Genomic DNA, 19,197 nt, shown 5'->3' on the forward strand with positions numbered 1-19,197 from the left:
GGCCCGCCACCCGTTGCCTCGGCGTCACCAGTTGACGCCAAGGCCAACCTTGTAGCGGGTCTCGTTGCGACTCTTCTCGTCCGAGCTGCTGGTGTAATCCCACTCGGTCATCAGGCTCAGCGAGGCCCAGCTGTTGAGCAGATAGCGCAACCCCAGTTCCGTATCGACGATGTAGTTCACCTCGTCATCGTTGGGGATCAGGGTTTCCGTGTTGTGCACCAGCTGGAAACGCTTGCCGAGCAGGTATCGCCGGTAATCCCAGGCCAGACCCAAGCCATTGTTGCGAGTGTCCGACCCGTCCCGGGCATCCATGCGCAGATGCTCGAAGCGTACGGAGGTCTCGAAGCGACCTAGCGCATTGTTCCACCACTCATAACCCGGACCGGAACCCACCTGGATCTGGCGCTTCACCTCGCCCAGATGGTCGCGCTGGTAGCTGACCCGGTTCTGCCAGAACCATTTCTCGGCAAAGAACCAGCTCAGGGTATAGTCCGACTCCCAGAAGTGTCGGGTCTTGATGTCGTCCCGGTAATCGCGTTCAAAGTCACCGGTGAAGGCATGCCGCCAGTCACCGTGGCGCGCTTCAGTGGAAACATCGATGTCCAGATCACGTTTCTTCGAATCGGTATTCTCCAGTTCCAGCGACAGATCCACCCGGCCATCCCAGACCCAGTCCTCGATCACCGGCTGCGGCTCCATCATTTGCCGCAGCTGGGCAATCTGCAGCGGCTGAGGTTCGGGCTCGCCGTTGACCAGGAAAATTTCCCCGGCCTGCTCAGATGGTTGAATACGCCGGGCGTGCTGCGTATTGTCGCTGGTCTTGATCAACAGCTGGCGGTCACTTTCCAGCGTGAGGATGCGATTGACATTGACTGCCACCTGGCCGGCAAAATCGGTCTGGATGACCAGCTTGTTGCCCTCCATGACTTCGATACGACCGGTCAGCCGGTCACCGTTATCCAGCCAGAGGGTATCGGCAGACACAGGTAATGCGAACAGCAGGGACAACAACAGCAGATAGCGCGACTTGAACATGAAAACCAGCCTGGGCAATCGACGGAGACAAAGAGAGAGGCATTATCCATGAGAGAAGGTTCCCCGGCATCTGCTTCGGCTGCCTCTCCGGATGATCGCAAGCAAATGTTCTGGCAAGTACTCGCCGCCATTCCTCCGGGGCGGGTAACCAGCTACGGGCGGCTGGCACAACTGGCCGGTCTGGGCCGTGGTGCACGCCTGGTCGGACGCTGGCTGGGGCAATTGCCGGACGGCACCACCTTGCCCTGGCACCGGGTGCTGAATAGTCAGGGCCAGCTCTCATTGCCACCGGACAGCCCCTCCGGGCAGGAACAATATCAGCGGCTGATGGCCGAAGGTGTCATCATTCGCAACCGGCGGGTGAACATGGCCCGTTTCGGCTGGCCGGATGAGTCGGGAACCTGATAAGCGACAAGTGACCACACAATGAACGACACCACGACAACCCAGGCACGCGAAGGCTGGAAGGTCTATCTCAAGCCCCGGGTACTGGGCATGCTGTTTCTCGGATTCTCCGCCGGCCTGCCGCTGCTGCTGGTAGGGGGCACCTTCAGCGCCTGGCTGCGCGACCTGGGTATCGAGTTGGCCGCCATCGGCTTTCTCAGCTGGGTCGGCATGGCCCATTCGATCAAGGTGTTGTGGGCGCCGCTGATCGACCGTGCGCCGGTCCCCTTGCTCAGCCGCCTGCTCGGTCGACGCCGGGCCTGGATGCTGCTGGCGCAGTTGGTGATCGCCGCCGCGCTGCTGGGTATGGCACTGACCGACCCGCGGGAACATCTGGGTCTGGTCGCTCTATGGGCGGTACTGGCCGCCTTCGGCTCCGCCACCCAGGATGTGGCCATCGACGCCTACCGGGTCGAAGCCGAGGCCCGCCACCGCCAGGCTGCCATGGCCGCCACCTACGTTACTGGTTATCGGGTGGCCATTCTTGCCGCCGGCGCCGGTGCCCTGCACCTGGCATCCATCGACAGCTGGACTCTGGCCTACAGCGCCATGGCGCTACTGATGGGCGTGGGTATAGTGACCACGCTGATCATCGCCGAACCGGCGGTCACAGTGACTAGTTCAACCCTGCACTTTGAACAGCGGGTAGCCGACTATCTGGCCCAAACCAGCCACGCTGGCTGGCGCCGTAACCTCACCGCCTGGTTCATCGGCGCCATGGTTTGCCCCTTCGCCGAATTCTTTCAACGCTACGGCAAAGCGTCGCTGCTGATTCTGGCATTCATCGCCACCTTTCGGATTAGTGACATCTTCATGGGCGTGATGGCCAACCCCTTCTATCTGGATCTGGGGTTCAGCAAGGCGCAGATCGCCAATATTGCCGCAGCCTTCGGTTTGGGGATGACATTGCTCGGAGCAGGACTGGGTGGTCTGCTGGTGGCCCGCTTCGGCATTGCGCCGATCCTGCTGTTGACCGCGTTCATGGCACCGATCACCAACCTGGCCTTCGCCTGGCTGGCCTTCATCGGCCCGGAAACCTACGGGCTGGTCCTGGCGATCGTGGCCGACAATATCACCGGCGGGCTGGCCATTTCGGTGTTCATCGCCTATCTGTCCAGTCTTACCAACACCGCTTATACCGCCACGCAATATGCGTTGTTCAGTTCGCTGATGACCTTGCCCGGGCAGTTTGCAGCAGGCTTCACTGGCGTACTCGCGGCAAATGTGGGATGGGTGAGCTTTTTCATGACCACGGCGCTGACCGGGCTACCAGCGATCATCCTGGCTGCCATGCTGTTGAAGTTTGCACATCCGGACCGGATGCAGCGGCCCGGAGTCGATTGACCCAGCAATGGGCCGCCGCAGCGGCCCATTGCCCCGCCAGCGCGCCCTTAGGCCTGTGGCGCAACCTGATGCATGGTGCGCTGCGGATAAGGTATGGTGATGCCTTCCAGTTCGAAGACTTCCTTGGCCTGCTCCTGCAGCCCCCAGAATACGCCCCAGTAATCATCGGTCTTGGTCCACACCCGCAGGGACAGGTCCACCGAGCTTTCACCCAGCGCCGCCAGCCAGACGGCGGGCTCCGGGTCCTTCAGCACCCGGCTGTCGGCATGTGCCAGTTCCAGCAGCAGCTTGCGCGCGTGCTTGACGTTATCCTGATAGCTGATCCGCAGATCCACGCTCACCCGGCGGGTCGGCTGCCGCGAGAAGTTGGTGATGCTGCCGTTGGACAGGGTGCCGTTGGGCACAACCACCGTCTTGTTGTCGGCAGTCTTGAGAATGGTATGGAAGATCTGGATATTGTCGACCGTCCCCTCCACGCCCTGGGCCTGGATATATTCGCCAACCCGGATCGGACGCAGCACCAGAATCAGGATGCCGCCAGCGAAGTTGGCCAGGCTGCCCTGCAGCGCCAGCCCCACGGCCAGACCGGCGGCACCGATCAGCGCAATGAAGGAAGTGGTCTCGACACCCACCATGCCGGCGACGCTGATCAGCAGCAGTGCCTTGAGGCCGATATTGACCAGGGTACCGATAAAACTATGCAGGGTCGGGTCGACATTACGACGCTGCAGCATGGCCTGCGCCGCGCGGGTAACCCGCCCGACAATCCACCAGCCGACCAGCAGGGTAACCAGCGCCAACAGCAACTGACTGCCATAAGTCACCACCAATGGCAGCCATTGATCCTGAAAACCATCCAGCCCGTTCACTAATTCTTCCATTCTTACCTCTGATCAGTCGCGAAAGTTATTGAATTGCAATGGCATGTCGAGCTCTGCCGCCCGTAACAGTGCCATGGTTTCCTGCAAGTCGTCCCGCTTCTTGCCGGTGACCCGCACTTGCTCACCCTGGATAGCCGCCTGAACCTTGACCTTGGATTCCTTGATCTTGGCGACGATCTTCTTCGCCAGTGCCTGGTCGATTCCCTCGCGCAGCACCGCGTCCTGTTTCATCTGCTTACCCGAGGCATAGGCCTCCTTCACCTCCATGCACTGGATGTCGATCTTGCGCTTGGTCAGGCTCAACCGCAGGATATCCAGCAACTGTTCAAGCTGGAATTCCGCATCGGCGGTAATGGTGACCGTGAGTTCCTTTTCCTTGAATTCGAAGCTGCCCTTGCCCTTCAGATCGTAGCGGCGATCCAATTCCTTCATGGCATTATCGACAGCGTTGGTTACCTCATGCTTGTCCAGTTCGGACACCACATCAAAAGACGGCATGGCTTGACCTCAAATAAACCTGATATTTGTGAACGGGGCGGCAGAACATTGCCCTGACATCATGGCATTATACCGGCGTCAGTTAAAAAACATGCAGCAGGGAGCTCAGACATGCCCAACCCCCAACTCAGCATCATGGTGGTGGACGATACCAAGTTCAGCAGTGCCGTCATAGGCCACACCTTGTCCCAAGCGGGCTATACGGATATCCGCTTCGCCAGCTCCGCCATGGCCGCCCTGGCCATGCATGAGGAGCGCGCCGCCAGCGTCATGGTCGCCGACTGGCTGATGCCGGAGATGGACGGATTGCAACTGACCACGCGCATTCGCCAACGCGATGAACAGACCAATCATTACACCTACGTCATGCTGTTGACTGCCCGGGAAGGCGACAACGTGCTGGGCGAGGCCTTTGATCGGGGCGTGGATGATTTCATCAGCAAGTCGGCGATGAATGAACAATTGCTACCGCGCATCTATGCGGCCGATCGCATCACCCAACTGATCAATCGGCTGCTCGATGAAAACCGCCTGCTGGCCAGCAACAATGCCCAGCTTGAAGAGCACAATCTGGTCGACAGCCTGACCGCCCTGGGCAACCGCCGTTACCTGCTGCAACGGCTGGAGGATGCCTTGCAGCAGGTCGAGTCCCGAGGTGGCGTCTGTTCACTGCTGGTGCTGGGCATTCAGAATTTCGACGAAATGGGCGGCCGCTTCGGTGAAGCAGTACAGCAGGAACTGCTGCGGGGTATCGCCCGGCGTTTGCAGCAGTTGGTGCGGCCAATGGATGTGATCTCGCGCATTGGCGCCAACACATTCGCCATCTGCACCGTTGGCGACAGCGCCGATGACTGCAAACCCAACAGCTTCCGCCGCCTGCATGATGGCCTCAACCTCAAGGCGTTCAAGACCAGCGAAGGTTACCTCTCGGTACGTGCCGGCATATCCGTCAGCACGGTGGACCGCAATGATCAGGGCGCCAACGCCGACACCATGCTGCAGCAGACCGAGCAGCATCTCAGTCAGGCCTACGCCACCAACCTGATCACTGAAGTGCGGATGCCGCAAGTTGTCTGAGCCACTGCATATTCTCGGCGCAGGTAGCCTCGGCCTGCTGTGGGCAGCGCGTTGCGCCCGCGCCGGCATCGATTGTCGGCTGATCCTGCGCAACCCAGCCGCCCTGCGCGAATGGCTGGACCGTGACAGCGTCCTGCTGCTGGAGCGCCAGGAAACGATAGAGAGCCTGCCGGTCACCGTTGAACTGGCTGACAGCAGCAATGAGCCCATCCGTCATCTGATCATCGCCACCAAAGCCTGGGCTGTCGCCGGCGCACTGGAAAGTATCGCGTCACGGTTGCAGGCTGACAGTCAACTGGTGCTGCTGCAGAACGGGTTGGGCAGCCAGCAGGCAACCAGCCAGCGTTTCCCCAGCCAGCGAGTGCTGTACGCCAGCACCACCGATGGCGCCTGGAAGCGCGCCGCCAATCATGTGGTCTGGGCCGGTATCGGCCAGACGCTGCTGGGCGGCCCGCGACAGCAGCCGGCCCCGGAGTGGCTGGCGCTGCTGAGCCAGGCGGGAATCGACTGGCGCTGGGAGCAGGACATCCTGCCGGTGCTCTGGCTGAAGCTGGCGATCAACTGCGCCATCAACCCGATTACCGCATTGCACGACTGCCCCAACGGCGAGGTGCCCGAGCGGGCCGGGCCGCTGTTCGCCCCGCTGCTGGCCGAGCTGCACACTCTGCTCGCCAGCCAGGGCGTGCAGCTGAGTCTCACAGAACTGACCCAGCGCGTGCACAGCGTCATCCAGGCTACCGCCGCCAACAGCTCGTCCATGCGCCAGGACGTGCACGCCGGCCGACGTACCGAGATCGACTTTATCCTCGGCCACGCCTGCCGCACCGCCCGCCTCGCTGGGCTGGCCACACCGGTGCTCGATTCATTGCATCAACAGCTGCAGGACCACCTGATAAACCTCGGCCTGCCGCCCGCCTGAACGGGGAGCGGGGGCGTCGGGCCTACGGGTCGCACTCGACTCGATGAACGGAGCTGCCTGGTATCAAGATGCTGCCGGCCAGCCTTGGTACGAGCTGGTGCTCGAACCTCCCAGGAGCTCCACTCCTTGAGCCACAGCCCAGACTTCAGCTTCTTGTACCATCAGAATGTTCGGGCTAGGCTGGCGCTCCCTTTTCTGCAGGAGATCGACATGGGCTACCGCTTGAGCAAACTCTATACCCGCACCGGTGATGCCGGCACCACCGGCCTGGCCGATGGCAGCCGCGTAGCCAAGGACAGCCCACGCATTGAGGCCATGGGTGCGGTGGATGAGCTGAACAGCTGTATCGGCGTGTTGCTGGCTGGGCTGACCAGCGAGGCGCTGGCCCCGGTGCAGATCGCCCTGGCACCGGTACAGCATCGCCTGTTCGATGTCGGTGGGGAACTGGCCATACCTGATGCGCTGATCATCAGCGCCGATGACGTTGCCGAGCTGGAGACCCTGATCGACGAATTCAATGCCCAGGTACCGCCGCTGAAAGAGTTCATCCTGCCCGGCGGCTCACTGTTGATCGCCCAGGCTCATCTGGCCCGCAGCGTGTGCCGCCGCGCTGAACGCCGCTATCAGACCCTGGCCGCGCAACAGGCCATCAATCCCCAGGCGCTGGCCTACCTCAACCGGCTGTCCGACCTGCTGTTCGTGTTGGCCCGAAGCGTTGCCCGGCTGGAAAATACCCCCGAGGTGCTATGGCAGCCGAAGCCCAAGCCGGCTGAGTGAAGGCTGTAGCAGGCCATGAATCAGCGCCCGCCTCACACCCGGAAGGCGCTGATGATCTTCTGCAGCTCCGCGACCAGCTCGCCCATCCGGCCACTGGCCTCCTCCGTGCGCCGCGCACCATCTGCGGTGCGTTCGCCGGATTGGTTGATCTGCACGATGTTCTGGTCAATATCGTGGCTTACCGCAGTCTGCTGCTCAGCCGCTGCGGCAATCTGCTGACTCTGGTCAACGATCTGGGTGACCGCCCGCAGAATATTGTCCAGCGCCGACTGGACCTTGATTGACGAATCCACCGCTTCACCAGTCATGCTGTGGCTCATGCCCATCGCCTTCACGGCCGCCCCGACCCCGCCCTGCAAACGGTCGATCATCTGCTCGATCTCCTGGGTCGACTGCTGGGTACGCTGCGCCAGCGTGCGCACCTCATCGGCCACTACCGCGAAGCCGCGACCCTGCTCGCCGGCCCGAGCCGCTTCGATTGCGGCATTGAGCGCCAGCAGGTTGGTTTGCTCCGCCACGCCCTTGATCACATCCAGCACGCGGCTGATAGAGGCGCTGTCATCGGCCAGGTTATTGATCACCTTCACCGAGTTCTCGATTTCCACGGCCAGCTTCTCGATGCCATCAACCGAGGACTCGACCATACGCCGACCCGTGATTGTCTCGCTGTTGACCTGTTCGGCGTTGGTCACCGCCAAGGCCGCGCTACGCGCCACTTCCTGAGAGGTGGCAGCCATCTCATTCATCGCCGTGGCCACCTGTTCGATCTGGGTCCGCTGGCTCTCCACCGCCTGACTGCTTTCGCTGGAGATGCCGATCACCTGGCGCGATTGATCACCGACCAGCCCCGACGTCTGGCTGACATGGCGGATCAGCCCCTGGATGCGCTCGATGCTGCCGTTGAATTCTCCCGCCAGCTTGCCCAGCTCGTCACGGCTGGACAGGGTTACCCGCGCCGTCATGTCACCGACCGCCACCTTCGCCATGGTGTCAGACAGCGTCTGGATAGTACGTCGGGTCGCCATGTAGAAGCCCAGATACAGCCAGATGATCAGCACCAGGATAACCGCCAGCGCCACCACCAGTATCAGCATCGCCCGGTTGCCATGGCTCAGGCGTTCGGCCAGCCCCTGCTTGAGAAACTGCAGGACTTCGCGGCTGAAGGCGTGGGTGTGGCCCATCTCGGTGCTCATCCGCTGGAAATACCCATCCCAGGTATCGTTATAGGTGGCGGCAAGGATGATCTCGTCTTCGAAGATCGCCTGTGCCCGTTCCAGCGACGCATTGCTGGACTGCGCCGCGGCCCGTAGCGACTCCAGCTCCGGCTGCTGCAAAAAGGACTGCGCCTGGCTGTAGTTGACACCCAGGCGCTGGGTTTCCTCCAACAGGCGGTCCATGTCCCGGCTGGCATCGGAATTCAGGTAGCCCAGGCCCATGGAGTAGGCGCCCGTCGCACGACCGAACCCCAATACCGAGGTGATCTGCGGGGCGTGTTCGACCAGAAGATCGGTCAATTGACGTACGTTGCGCTCATAATCATGAGCCAACCCGCTGTACGCCGCGCTGAAGTTCAGCAGCGTCACCATCCCCACATGGGCCTGGGTCGACATCTGCCCACGGTTGCGCAGCGAGGCGCCATCGATCCTGCGGTATTCGGCCAGCAACTCGTCACGCTTGCCGATCAGCTCAGCCGCGTCGGGGTCGGCTGCGTTCAGTGGCAGGTTCTCCAGGCCGCTGACCAGGCGTTGCAATGCCTCGCTGCTGCGCCGTTCCAGCTCCTCCCCGTGTTCGCCGGCACCCAGATGAAAGGCAATGATATCGAGACCACGCAGATTCTCGGCATCGACCAGCAGCCCGGAAACCCGTTCCAGTAGCTCCATGGAATCCAACGCGTGATGAGAGACTTGTACCCGGTCCCACGCCTGGTTCACCAGCATCCCGCTGACCACAATCAATGGCACGAAACACAGGGCGCTGATCAGACAGAATTTCATCGCATAGCCGAGACGATTCATCAGGGCCATGGCGGGTGCCAATAGGGTGTTCACATTATTCTCCTTGTCCGATTGCGCTCCAGCTCCGTGCTGCATCACGGCTCCTTGCGTCGGCTCACTTATTTTTTATTGCCAGCCCGCGACACCGGCGGGGCAGCATGTCCCTTCCCTATCGGCACAATGGATTATTTCTTTAGCGGTGGGTATTCAGCCCAGCATCGACAAGAAGGCAATGATCACTGCCCAGGTGAGCAAGGCGCGGATCATCAACTGACGGGTCTCGATGAGAATATCGTTCTGCTGCTCCGTGGCCACCGGCTCGACCGTGCCCCCGCTCAACGCCGCCCGGGCGCAGCGGGAGGCCAGTTCGCCACCCGGCAGGTCCCAGTCGCCCGCCAGGTCACGCAGCGTACGCAGGGTGACCTCAAAATGGCCGACCAACGCCAGACTGAGCCCAAGCAGGCGGGCTGGTATCCACTCCAGTGCATGGGCAAGCATGGCAGCGGGACGGGCAGCAGGCAGTGTCGGCCGTTGCGCAGTCAACCACAACAACCGCCAGGCCACTGCACCCAGCGGGCCGAGCAACAGGTACCAGAAAGCCGGCACGAAATAATCCTGCAGCGTCACGGCCACCAGCCGGCCTTGCACCGCCACGGGCAGTGTTTCGGTCTCATCGGCAGGCACCACACCGAGCTGCTGCTCGGCAATCAGCCCCGCCGCAGCGTGGTCACCCCGCTGCCATGCCGCATGGCAGTCTTGGATCATGCGCCCCAGCGGGTCGTGCCGGCCAACGCACAGCAGCAGCAGGGCAACATGCAGAATCAGCGTCAGCAGTCCATAGAACAGGCTCTGTACGCCCCACAGCAGCAGCCCCAGGGGCACCAGCAAAGAGAATATCGCCAGCAGCGCCAGCCAATCGCGCCCGCGTCGGCCCGCCCAGTTCACCCAGGGCGCGAGCACTTCCTTCGGATAACCGATGCGCCAAGGCGTCCAGAGCAGAATCAACGCCACCAACAGCAGTACCAGAAATGTCATGTGCAACCCTCATCCGTCGGTGCGGTATCAGTCAATTGATCAAGATAATGGGGCCAATCGAAGCAGGGACCCGGGTCGGTCTTGCGCCCCGGAGCGATGTGTTCATGGCCGGTAATCCGCGTACGGGTGATGCGGGGAAAAGCCTGCTGCAGGACACGGGTAAGCGCTATCAGGCTGGCGTACTGGGCCTCGGCAAAAGGCTCATCATCGGTGCCTTCCAGCTCGATACCGAGGGAGAAATCGTTGCAGTTTTCGCGGCCATCGAAGCATGATTGACCGGCATGCCAAGCCCGGTCCCTACAGGAAACGAACTGGGTCACGGCGCCGTCGCGCTCGATGAGAAAGTGCGCCGATACCCGCAGCTCGGCGATCTCGGCAAAATAGGGATGAGCCTGACGGTCAAGGGTACCGGAGAAAAACTGTTGGACACAGCCGGTACCGAACTGGCCCGGCGGCAGACTGATGTTGTGGATCACCAGTAGTGAAATGTCGACTCCCTCGGGGCGCGCATTGAAGTGCGCCGATGGACAATGCCGAATCCCCCTGAGCCAACCACTGGCCGTGTCAATCTGCATGAATCCACCCTGACAGCAAAACCACTATGATAGGGGCTGCTGTAGGGCGGGAGTCAATCCCTGCGGGTACGCAGTTGGCGCAGATTGCCGATGACCGACTCCAATGCCCGGTCAAACAGCTGGTCATCGGCGAGCAGGCGGATCTGTTGGCGCTCGTAATGATGCGCCAGCGCTGCGTTGGTGAATTCCGCAACCTTCATGCCGGCCCGGTTGATGAAGATGTACTTACCGCTGAAGCTGATGATTGCCGCCAGCTTGCACCGCTGAGCAGGCTGCTCAGCGACCGCGGCCAGTTCGAACCAGCTGCCCGCATGCAGGCTTTCCACCCAACTGATGGCAGCGGCGCCCGGCAGATCATCCACCAGCTCAACCTGTTCATCACTGGCGGGCATGGGCAACAACGTCTCATCCACCAGCACTGTCTCGGTCAGCACCGGTATGCCGTCATCCGGCAATGCCTCGGCAGCCGCCTGGTAGGGCGCTGCGGGCTCCTGCACTACTTCGGCGGCCATGGCATCTTCATCCGCCGCGCGCTCCCCCGAAGGCAGTCGAGTTGCCTGGGCGCGGGCTGCACGCTGCAGTACGCTGCCCTGCAACGCTTGCAACTGCGCCATGCTGGGTAGATCTTGCGGATGCTCCTCACCGATCAGGCGCAGACCGTCGCACAGAGCTCGGCAAACGCTGACATTGAACTCCGGACGTTGCGCCAGTTCGGCCGCCGCCGGTGGCTCAACGCTCTGCACCAGCCGCTCGGCGGTATCGACCGCCTCGCGCCAGGCAGTCGAATTACCGCCTTCACGCAGATAAACCATCTGCAAGACCTGACTCCAGGTATCGCGCAGCAGGCCCACGGCGAATACCGGCAAGGTCCGCCCCAGCAACAGCGTATTGAGTACTTGCGCCGTCTGATGGCGCGCGGCATCAACCCGGGCCCGCCCTTCTTCGGCATCCCGGGTACGCTGCTCCAGACGTTCAGCGCGACGTTGTTCGATGCGCACGAAGCCGGCCAGTTCTTCATGCATCTGTTCGAAGAAGGCGGTGTCGGCCTGCTGCTCTCCGAGCAGCCGGTCGACCATGCGTTCCAGCAAACTGTGCAACTGGTCACGTCGCAGATCATCGTGATCGCTCCAACCCATGGTTGCCCGTGCCAGTTCGTTGAGTAGACGTCGGGCCGGGTGAGAGGCGCGATTGAACAGACTCTTGTCGGCAATGGCAACGCGCAGGATGGGCAACTGCATACGGGCAATCAAGGCTTTCAGCGCCGCCGGCAGTTGCGCATCATCCAGCACGAAGTCGAACAACATCGACACCAGGCTGATGACATCATCATCCACCCGGTCGAGCTTGCGTACTTCTCCGGTCTGCCGGAGCTGCTCGCTGAGTTGGCGATTGATATGCCCGCGCAGATCGTGGAGCGTCGTGTTGGGTCCGGCATGCTGTCGGTCGGCAAAGCTGTTGAGCATGTCGAGCAATTCGTCGCTGCGCACCGGTGGCGCCGACGGCGCGCCCAGCGCACTCAGGGCAACATCGCCACTGGCATGGCGCCAGCTGCTGATCAGTTCGCTGAACAGGGTCAGCACCTGGGGATCGGCAGCCTCTGAGGTGCCAGCAGTACCAGCAGATGTCCGCCCTGCTGCTGCGGGCCCTCGCGGGCGCACCGGCAGGCCGTCCTGCTTCAGATCAGGGAGAATACCGGCGTTTTTCAATAGCCCGTTCGCATCGAGATACAGCGAATCAATAGAGTTGAATACGTGCCGCTCGAACATCTTGAGAATGATCAGGCGCACCTTGATATCCAGACCCAGCGGTGCGCAGCTGTCGGAAAACAATTGCACCAGGCAACTGGGAGCCAGCGGATTGTCCGCTCCATCCACCGGGCGCCCAACCAGGCTGCCGAGGCGCAGAGCCAGATGGGCCAGCGGCAGCTGATTGCGCGCATTGACCCGGCCTACCATGCCATCCAGGGCGACCGTTTGCTCGAGCTCATCCGGCTGGACCAGGCTGAGGGTATCCACATCGAAGGGTTGGCCATTCTGGGGGGCGCTGGAGCGGCCGCTCTGCAGTGAGGCGAATTGCCGTTCCAAGCCATCACAACAGCTTTTCTCGATGGCATGGCGCTGCAATCGCAGCAGGCGCATGGCATCGAAGAACAGGCTCTGGTCAGCGTTGCTGCTGGCCCGGTCGGCCTTCTCGAACAGCGTATCGTCAGCATTATCGAAGAGTTCACTCAGGCCGACCCGCAGAAAGGTCAGCGCACGATCCCGCACTGCAGCCAGGGGAGCCGGCAATAGGCCGCCGCGCTCGAACTCGGCTCGTTGCCTGCCAGCGGCAGCAGAGGCAAGTGAAACTACCTTGTAATCCTGGGACATGCCAACTCTCCGGGAATCGTTCCGTCGTTTAAACCCGTCTCTGACGAGTTTCTGGCGTCAAATTACTGCAAGTATACATAATTTAGGCAATCCGGCAGCTTCCGTAACCTTTTTCCTTGCTAGACCTCACAGTTTTGCAATACAAGGAAACAGAAAATAAAAACCAATCGGCAAAACATGGAGAAGCAGATGGATAATCTGATCGATGTGATCAATGCAATCAACGGGGTGGTGTGGGGGCCCTTCATGCTGGCGTTGCTTGCCGGCACGGGGATCTATCTGGCGCTGGGCCTGAAACTCATTCCCCAGCGCAAGTTGGCCTACGGCTTCAACATGCTCTGGCGCGGTCGTAAAGACACCAAGGCAGACGGTGATCTCAGCCCTTTCAACGCGTTGATGACAGCGCTCTCGGCAACCGTGGGTACCGGTAACATCGCCGGTGTCGCCACCGCTATCTTCTTCGGTGGGCCTGGCGCTCTGTTCTGGATGTGGTTGATTGCCCTGATCGGCATGGCCACCAAGTTCAGCGAAGCGGTGTTGGCAGTACACTTTCGCGAGAAGGATGCGTTCGGCAACTATGTCGGCGGCCCGATGTACTACATTCGCAATGGCCTGGGCAAGAACTGGAAATGGTTAGGCGTGCTGTTCGCCATCTTCGGCATGCTTGCCGGCTTCGGCATCGGCAACACCATCCAGTCCAACTCCGTAGCCGATGCCATGCAGAGCACCTTCAACATCAATCCGGTGGTCACCGGGGTGGTGATCGGCGTACTGGTGGCACTGGTTCTGATCGGCGGCATCAAGCGTATCGGTGAGGTGGCAGGCAAGCTGGTGCCGCTGATGGCGCTCTTCTACGTCGGCGGTGGCCTGATCATCCTGATCATCAACGCAGCAGAAATTCCTGCGGCGTTCGGGCTGATTCTGCATCACGCGTTCAACCCGGCTTCTGCGGCTGGCGGCTTCGCCGGCGCCACGGTCTGGGCCGCCATACGCTTTGGTGTGGCCCGCGGCGTGTTCTCCAACGAGGCCGGCCTGGGCAGTGCGCCGATCGCCCACGCCACTGCCAAGACCAACAATCCGATCCGTCAGGGTACCGTAGCCATGCTCGGCACCTTCATCGACACTATCATCATCTGCACCATCACCGGCCTGGTAATTATCATCACCGGCGCCTGGCAGAGCGGTGAGAACGGCGCATCCCTGTCGGTGCATGCATTCAACCAGGGTCTGCCCGGCTGGGGCGAATATATTGTCAGCATCGGGTTGGCTACCTTCGCCTTCACGACCATTCTGGGCTGGAGCTTCTACAGCGAGAAATGTACCCAGTTCCTGTTCGGCGAGCGGGCGATCATGCCGTTTCGTATCGTCTGGATCATCGCCGTCCCACTGGGCACGTTGCCGATGATCAACCTGGGCGCCCTGTGGCTGGTCGCCGATACGCTCAATGCGATGATGGCCATTCCCAACCTGATCGCCCTGCTGCTGCTGAGCCCGGTCGTGTTCAAGCTCACACGGACCTACTTCAGTCAGCCCAGCACAGTGCGCGATGCTGACTAAGCAGCGTTAACCAAGACGCCCGCCCCGGTAATCACTCGCTGCCGGGGCGGGCGCAACTTCCCTCTGCTCAGCGTTTCGGACAATTCGAGAAGAGCCGCTATCGGGTATACTTCGGGGTTTCCATCCGATCCTCAGCGGAGCAACCCATGCCGAATATCACCCTGGACAGTCTGCAATCCTCCATTCAGGATCAAGTGCGCCGCGCCCTTGCCGAGGATGTCGGCGATGGCGATATCACTGCAGCCCTGATACCAGCGGATCGGCAGGCACAGGCAACCATCATCTCCCGCGAGCCGGCGATTCTCTGCGGTACGGCCTGGGCTGATGAGGTATTCCGGCAGGTAGATCCACAGATCAAGATCGAGTGGCTGGCCGCCGATGGCGACCGGTTAATGCCCAATCAACCCTTCTGCAGAATGAGCGGCCCAGCCCGTGGCCTGCTGACGGGTGAGCGCTGTGCGCTGAACTTCATCCAGACGCTGTCCGCCACGGCGACCCGCAGTCAGCATTTCGCTGATCTGGTGGAAGGCACCGGCGTCAAGCTGCTGGATACCCGCAAGACCCTGCCCGGCCTTCGCCTGGCACAGAAATATGCGGTCACCTGTGGCGGTTGCCACAATCACCGCATCGGTCTGTTCGATGCTTTCCTGATCAAGGAAAACCACATCGCCGCGTGCGGCGGGATCAACGCCGCCGTGGCCCAGGCCCGCGTCATCAGTCCCGGCAAGCCGGTGGAAGTCGAAGTGGAAAGTCTGGATGAGCTGCGCCAGGCGCTGGAAGCCGGCGCCGATATCATCATGCTCGACGAACTGAGCAACGACGATATGCGCACTGCGGTGCAAATCACTGCCGGCAAGGCCAAGCTCGAAGCCTCCGGCGGCATCAACGAAAGCACTCTGCGCGCCGTCGCCGAGACCGGGGTCGATTACATCTCCATCGGCAGCCTGACCAAGGACGTCAAGGCAGTGGACCTGTCCATGCGCCTGAGCATGTGACCTGCCAGCCTGTGTCGAGCTGGTGCTCGATACAGGCTGGCAGCTTCTCGGTACGCGCTTCTGCCCTACTGCTCCCGAACGTTGTCGTAAAGCATATAGCGCGCCGCTTCATGCAGGCCGCGGGTCAGCGGCAATAAACGCTGATATTCCTCGGGGTACTGCTCGGCAACGTTGTCCAGCGGCGTGTCCGAATGCAGGTCATGCAGGCTCGGCTCGCTGCCGTCGTGGTTCATCTGCAGCAGAAAGTCCTTGGTGACCGCGCCGATCAGCGGGAAGGTACCCTCACGCAGCACCAGCGGCACCACTCGCTCCCCTTCCGGCGGCGTGGTCAACAGGTCGCGCCCCATGCTACGGGTCTCGTATTCGATACCCAGCAGCCCGGCCATGGTCGGCAGCAGATCGGTCAACCCGACCGCCTCATCGAACTTCCGCGCGCCCAGCAGCGCGGGCGCATGAATCAACAGCGGCACGTTGTTGCTCTCCAGCCCCAACTGGTCAAAGGCCGGCTTCATGTAGTCGATATTGGCAATGCGCGTATTGTGATCACCAAACATCACGAAGATGGTGTTGTCGTAGTAACCGCTCGCCTTGGCCATCTCCATGAAGCGGCCAATATTGAAATCCAGCAGCCGTACCGCATTGTATTGCTCGACACTGCGCGAGCCCGCCGCCTGCACCTCTTCCAACGACCGATCGATGGCCTCGAAGCCGTCATTTTCCTTGGGGATGGTGAACGGGCGATGGTTGCCTGCGGTCTGGATATAGGCAAAGAAGGGTTTGTCCTGCGGCAGGTCACGCAACAGCTGGTCGGTCTCCTTGAACAGATCAAGATCGGAGATACCCCAGACATCGACGTTCTTCGACTGCCAGTAGCCTTCTTCGTAGAGCTTGATGCCATCGATGCTCTGACGCACCAGGGCGTTCATATTGGCCCAGCCGGAGTTGCCGCCAATGGTGTACAGCTTGTGATAGTCCTGCAATTCGTTGATCAGAGTGTGCTGGTTGGTGATCAACGGGTTGCGGGTAGCGGTTTCCGAGCGTGACACATCGGGCACACCGGAGATGCTCGCCCAGACGGTTTTCGCCGTGCCAGTCACCGGCACGTAGAAGTGCTGGAAGAACCAGCTCTGTTCGGCCAGACGATCCAGGTTCGGCGTCGGGTTCAACGGGTTGCCATAGGCGCCCACCGCGGTAGTGCCCAGGGACTCCAGCATGATGAAAACGATATTCGGCGCGGTGCCGGCCAGCCGGTGTGGCTGCACCGGTACACGACGAGAGAAATCGAGCTGCTCGGCATCAGGGGCATCAACACCCAGATAAGCGCTGATCTGGGGATAGTACTCGCGCACCTGCGCCTCGTCGTAGCGCTCCTGCGGCACCTTCAAGGTGTCATAGAAAAACAGCACCGGGTTGAGACCCAGCGCGCCCAACTGGCTATCACCGGCAAAGAAGGCATCGTTCCAGCGCAGCGGAACGGGGTTCTCCAGGTTGACATTGCTGGTGCGGCCGATGAGTACGAAAAACACCACCACTACCATCGCCGCACTGCCCCAGACACGCGCCCAGAGCCCGATGGGCCGCACCTGCCGATCGAAAGTGACGCGTTCCAGACGAAACAACGCAAATACCGACAACCCCAGCAGAGCCAGCCAGCCGAGGGTGATCCAGACCACCGGGTAGCTCTCCCAGAGCATCTGCTGGGAGATCTGCACATCACCGAGAAACTTCAGTGCCGAAGCATTCAGTCGTACGCCGAGGTAGGCGTAGTGGCCGAAGTCGATGAAGTACATCAGCAGCACCACGGCCAGCGCCAGCAGGAACCAGATCCGGCTGACGCCGCGCAGCAACCCGCTACGCACACTGTTCCAGCGGGGCAGCCAGGCCAGCAGCATGGCCGGCAACATCAGCAGCACGGCCAGCCGCAGATCGAAGCGGACACCAACACCGAGGGTTTCGAGCACCAATGCCCAGGGGTGACTCTCGCCACCGGTAACCGAAGAAAAGCCGAACAGAAACACCATCCGCAGCGCGACCAGCAGCCCGAACAGAATGGCTACCCCGCCCAGGAAATAATGCAGGCGTCGGGATTGCAGCCAGCTCATAGGGATACTCCTTTGAAGATGTTGGGTTGGTGGCCACGACCACTCATGTCAGGTAATCCATGGCCCGTAACCGGGCCAACAGCGATTGGCAGTCGGGCACGTGCAGGTCCGTCATCTCCGGCCAGGCGTTTTCGGGAAACACCAGACAAGTCCGACAGCCGGCCGCCCGGCCCGCCTCCAGATCGAAGCGGAAGTCGCCAACCATCACCGCCTCGGCCTCGCTCAACTGCCAGTCGGCCAGCAGTCGATGAATGCCATCCGGCGCCGGTTTCGGTGGCGCTTCGCCACGCCCGATAATGTGCTCGGGGGTAAAACAGCCGAGCACCCCGATACGCTCCAGCGATGCCATCGCCACGCTACGCAGGTTGCGCGTGAGAATACCCAGGCGCTGGCCGCCGGCATGCAGTGCGCGGACCAATTCGGCCGCGCCGGGTGCCGGCGCTACATCGGCAGCCAGGCGCAGCTCGATGGCGTCGAGCTGATCGTTCAGGCGCTGACGCTCGGCAATGGGCAGGCGCCCGAGGTGAGTGAGGATGTCCTCGTCGGCGGGAATGCCCAGCTCTCGGCGAATCGCCGGAAAGTCATGCTGAGCGACCGTCAGGGTGCCGTCGAGATCGAAGATCCAGCCGCGTATCTGCTGCATATCAGCCGCGCCGATCGCGCATCAGCGATTCCTGGGCCACCGACGCCACCAGTTCACCGGCGCGGTTATAGACCAGGCCGCGGGAGAACCCCCGGGCGCCATCGGCAGACGGGCTATCCATTGCGTAGAGCAGCCAGTCATCCATGCGCAGCGGCCGGTGGAACCAGACCGCGTGGTCCAGGCTCGCGACCTGCATGTGCGGCGACCAGGTCGAGATGCCGTGGGGCAAGGCAGCGGTGCTCAGCAGATTGAAATCCGACGCGTAGGCAAAGAGATAGCGATGCAGGTGATCGTCATCCGGCAGTTGCCCATCGGCACGGAACCAGATGTACTGCTGAGGCTCAGAGGCCTTCGGTTTGAAGGGGTTATAGCCGTTGATCCGACGAATTTCGATGGGCTTGGGGCAAAGTACACTGTCACGCACTGCGTCAGGCAGCAGGTGCTGGTTCTCCAGGCAGATTTCCAGCTCGCTCTTCAAGCCTTCCGGACCCGGCACCTCGGGCATGGGCGACTGATGCGATACGCCCCGCTCTTCGCCATGGAAGGAAGCCATCAACGTGAAGATCGCTCGCCCCTTCTGGATGGCACTGACCGTACGGGTGGTGAAACTGCCACCGTCGCGCGGCATCTCGACCTGATAGACGATCGGCATGCTGGCGTCGCCGGGGCGCAGAAAATAGCCGTGCACCGAATGCACCTTGCGCGCCGGGTCGACCGTCTGGCTGGCCGCCGACAGTGCCTGGCCCAATACCTGCCCACCGAACAGCTGACGGAAGCCCAGATCTTCGCTCCGGCCGCGAAACAGGTTTTCCTCGATTTTCTCCAACGCCAGCAAACTGACCAGATTATCCAGCAATTGGCTCATAGGGACTCCTCAACGTGTGACCCGGCGACAGAACGACGCACCAAAAGGCTGAGGATTTTAAACCTGAGCGGGCAATTGTTACAGCCT

The 19,197-nt window shown here is 61.4% G+C and carries 17 protein-coding genes; 7 read left to right on the forward strand and 10 right to left on the reverse strand.

What is annotated here, in order from left to right:
• Positions 1 to 24: 24 nt before the first annotated feature.
• Positions 25 to 1,035 carry a DUF481 domain-containing protein gene (locus QAO71_RS12780; RefSeq protein WP_280164603.1) on the reverse strand — a complete coding sequence of 337 codons (1,011 nt, stop codon included), beginning with the start codon at positions 1,033 to 1,035 and terminating at the stop codon, positions 25 to 27.
• Positions 1,036 to 1,140: 105 nt separating this feature from the next.
• Between QAO71_RS12780 and QAO71_RS12785 the strand changes: the two genes are divergently transcribed.
• Positions 1,141 to 1,440, forward strand: a complete 300-nt coding sequence (locus QAO71_RS12785) for an MGMT family protein (RefSeq protein ID WP_280164604.1) — start codon at positions 1,141 to 1,143, stop codon at positions 1,438 to 1,440.
• 21 nt (positions 1,441 to 1,461) lie between these two features.
• Positions 1,462 to 2,823, forward strand: a complete 1,362-nt coding sequence (locus QAO71_RS12790; RefSeq protein WP_280164605.1) for an MFS transporter — start codon at positions 1,462 to 1,464, stop codon at positions 2,821 to 2,823.
• Between the two features lie 47 nt (positions 2,824 to 2,870).
• On the opposite strand, the gene QAO71_RS12795 is transcribed toward QAO71_RS12790, so the two are convergent.
• Positions 2,871 to 3,704 (reverse strand): mechanosensitive ion channel domain-containing protein, encoded by an 834-nt coding sequence (locus QAO71_RS12795; RefSeq protein ID WP_036988523.1) that lies wholly within the window; start codon positions 3,702 to 3,704, stop codon positions 2,871 to 2,873.
• A gap of 12 nt (positions 3,705 to 3,716) precedes the next feature.
• Positions 3,717 to 4,202 (reverse strand): YajQ family cyclic di-GMP-binding protein, encoded by a 486-nt coding sequence (locus tag QAO71_RS12800; RefSeq protein WP_036988521.1) that lies wholly within the window; start codon positions 4,200 to 4,202, stop codon positions 3,717 to 3,719.
• A 111-nt stretch (positions 4,203 to 4,313) separates the two neighbouring features.
• Between QAO71_RS12800 and QAO71_RS12805 the strand changes: the two genes are divergently transcribed.
• The 3 genes from QAO71_RS12805 (at position 4,314) to QAO71_RS12815 (ending at position 6,975) form a co-directional block, all read left to right on the forward strand.
• A complete protein-coding gene (locus tag QAO71_RS12805; protein WP_280164606.1) occupies positions 4,314 to 5,279 on the forward strand; it encodes a diguanylate cyclase in 966 nt (321 codons plus the stop codon).
• Positions 5,272 to 6,198 carry a 2-dehydropantoate 2-reductase gene (locus QAO71_RS12810; RefSeq protein WP_280164607.1) on the forward strand — a complete coding sequence of 309 codons (927 nt, stop codon included), beginning with the start codon at positions 5,272 to 5,274 and terminating at the stop codon, positions 6,196 to 6,198. The genes QAO71_RS12805 and QAO71_RS12810 overlap by 8 nt, the downstream gene beginning before the upstream one ends.
• 210 nt (positions 6,199 to 6,408) lie before the next feature.
• Entirely contained in the window at positions 6,409 to 6,975 is a 567-nt protein-coding gene (locus QAO71_RS12815; protein ID WP_074777867.1) for a cob(I)yrinic acid a,c-diamide adenosyltransferase, read from the forward strand.
• 32 nt (positions 6,976 to 7,007) lie between these two features.
• Here QAO71_RS12815 and QAO71_RS12820 read toward each other — a convergent pair whose 3' ends face one another.
• The 4 genes from QAO71_RS12820 to QAO71_RS12835 all read right to left on the reverse strand — a co-directional run bounded on the left by QAO71_RS12820 (position 7,008) and on the right by QAO71_RS12835 (position 12,948).
• Entirely contained in the window at positions 7,008 to 9,023 is a 2,016-nt protein-coding gene (locus QAO71_RS12820; RefSeq protein ID WP_280164608.1) for a methyl-accepting chemotaxis protein, read from the reverse strand.
• A 153-nt stretch (positions 9,024 to 9,176) separates the two neighbouring features.
• Complete coding sequence (gene ampE / locus QAO71_RS12825; protein WP_280164609.1) at positions 9,177 to 10,004, reverse strand: regulatory signaling modulator protein AmpE; 828 nt, start codon at positions 10,002 to 10,004, stop codon at positions 9,177 to 9,179.
• A complete protein-coding gene (ampD, locus tag QAO71_RS12830) occupies positions 10,001 to 10,579 on the reverse strand; it encodes a 1,6-anhydro-N-acetylmuramyl-L-alanine amidase AmpD (protein ID WP_280164610.1) in 579 nt (192 codons plus the stop codon). Before ampD ends, ampE begins: the two co-directional genes overlap by 4 nt.
• 53 nt (positions 10,580 to 10,632) lie before the next feature.
• Positions 10,633 to 12,948 carry a DUF1631 domain-containing protein gene (locus tag QAO71_RS12835; protein ID WP_280164611.1) on the reverse strand — a complete coding sequence of 772 codons (2,316 nt, stop codon included), beginning with the start codon at positions 12,946 to 12,948 and terminating at the stop codon, positions 10,633 to 10,635.
• A gap of 189 nt (positions 12,949 to 13,137) precedes the next feature.
• On the opposite strand from QAO71_RS12835, the gene QAO71_RS12840 reads away from it, so the two are divergent.
• Both QAO71_RS12840 and nadC read left to right on the forward strand, forming a co-directional pair.
• Positions 13,138 to 14,505 (forward strand): sodium:alanine symporter family protein, encoded by a 1,368-nt coding sequence (locus tag QAO71_RS12840; RefSeq protein WP_136868918.1) that lies wholly within the window; start codon positions 13,138 to 13,140, stop codon positions 14,503 to 14,505.
• Positions 14,506 to 14,651: 146 nt separating this feature from the next.
• The gene (nadC, locus tag QAO71_RS12845) at positions 14,652 to 15,500 is read left to right on the forward strand and encodes a carboxylating nicotinate-nucleotide diphosphorylase (protein WP_280164612.1); all 849 of its coding nucleotides are present in this window, start codon (positions 14,652 to 14,654) and stop codon (positions 15,498 to 15,500) included.
• A 65-nt stretch (positions 15,501 to 15,565) separates the two neighbouring features.
• Here nadC and QAO71_RS12850 read toward each other — a convergent pair whose 3' ends face one another.
• The 3 genes from QAO71_RS12850 to tesB are packed head-to-tail and all read right to left on the reverse strand — an operon-like array spanning position 15,566 to position 19,110.
• Positions 15,566 to 17,602 (reverse strand): LTA synthase family protein, encoded by a 2,037-nt coding sequence (locus QAO71_RS12850; protein ID WP_280164613.1) that lies wholly within the window; start codon positions 17,600 to 17,602, stop codon positions 15,566 to 15,568.
• Positions 17,603 to 17,645: 43 nt separating this feature from the next.
• On the reverse strand, positions 17,646 to 18,245 hold the full coding sequence (locus tag QAO71_RS12855) for an HAD family hydrolase (protein WP_280164614.1): 600 nt from the start codon (positions 18,243 to 18,245) through the stop codon (positions 17,646 to 17,648).
• A gap of 1 nt (position 18,246) precedes the next feature.
• The gene (gene tesB / locus QAO71_RS12860; protein WP_036988511.1) at positions 18,247 to 19,110 is read right to left on the reverse strand and encodes an acyl-CoA thioesterase II; all 864 of its coding nucleotides are present in this window, start codon (positions 19,108 to 19,110) and stop codon (positions 18,247 to 18,249) included.
• Between the last annotated feature and the right edge of the window lie 87 nt (positions 19,111 to 19,197).

The sequence above is a fragment of the Halopseudomonas sp. SMJS2 genome (assembly GCF_029866945.1).
In the GTDB taxonomy this organism is placed as follows: Bacteria; Pseudomonadota; Gammaproteobacteria; order Pseudomonadales; family Pseudomonadaceae; genus Halopseudomonas; species Halopseudomonas bauzanensis.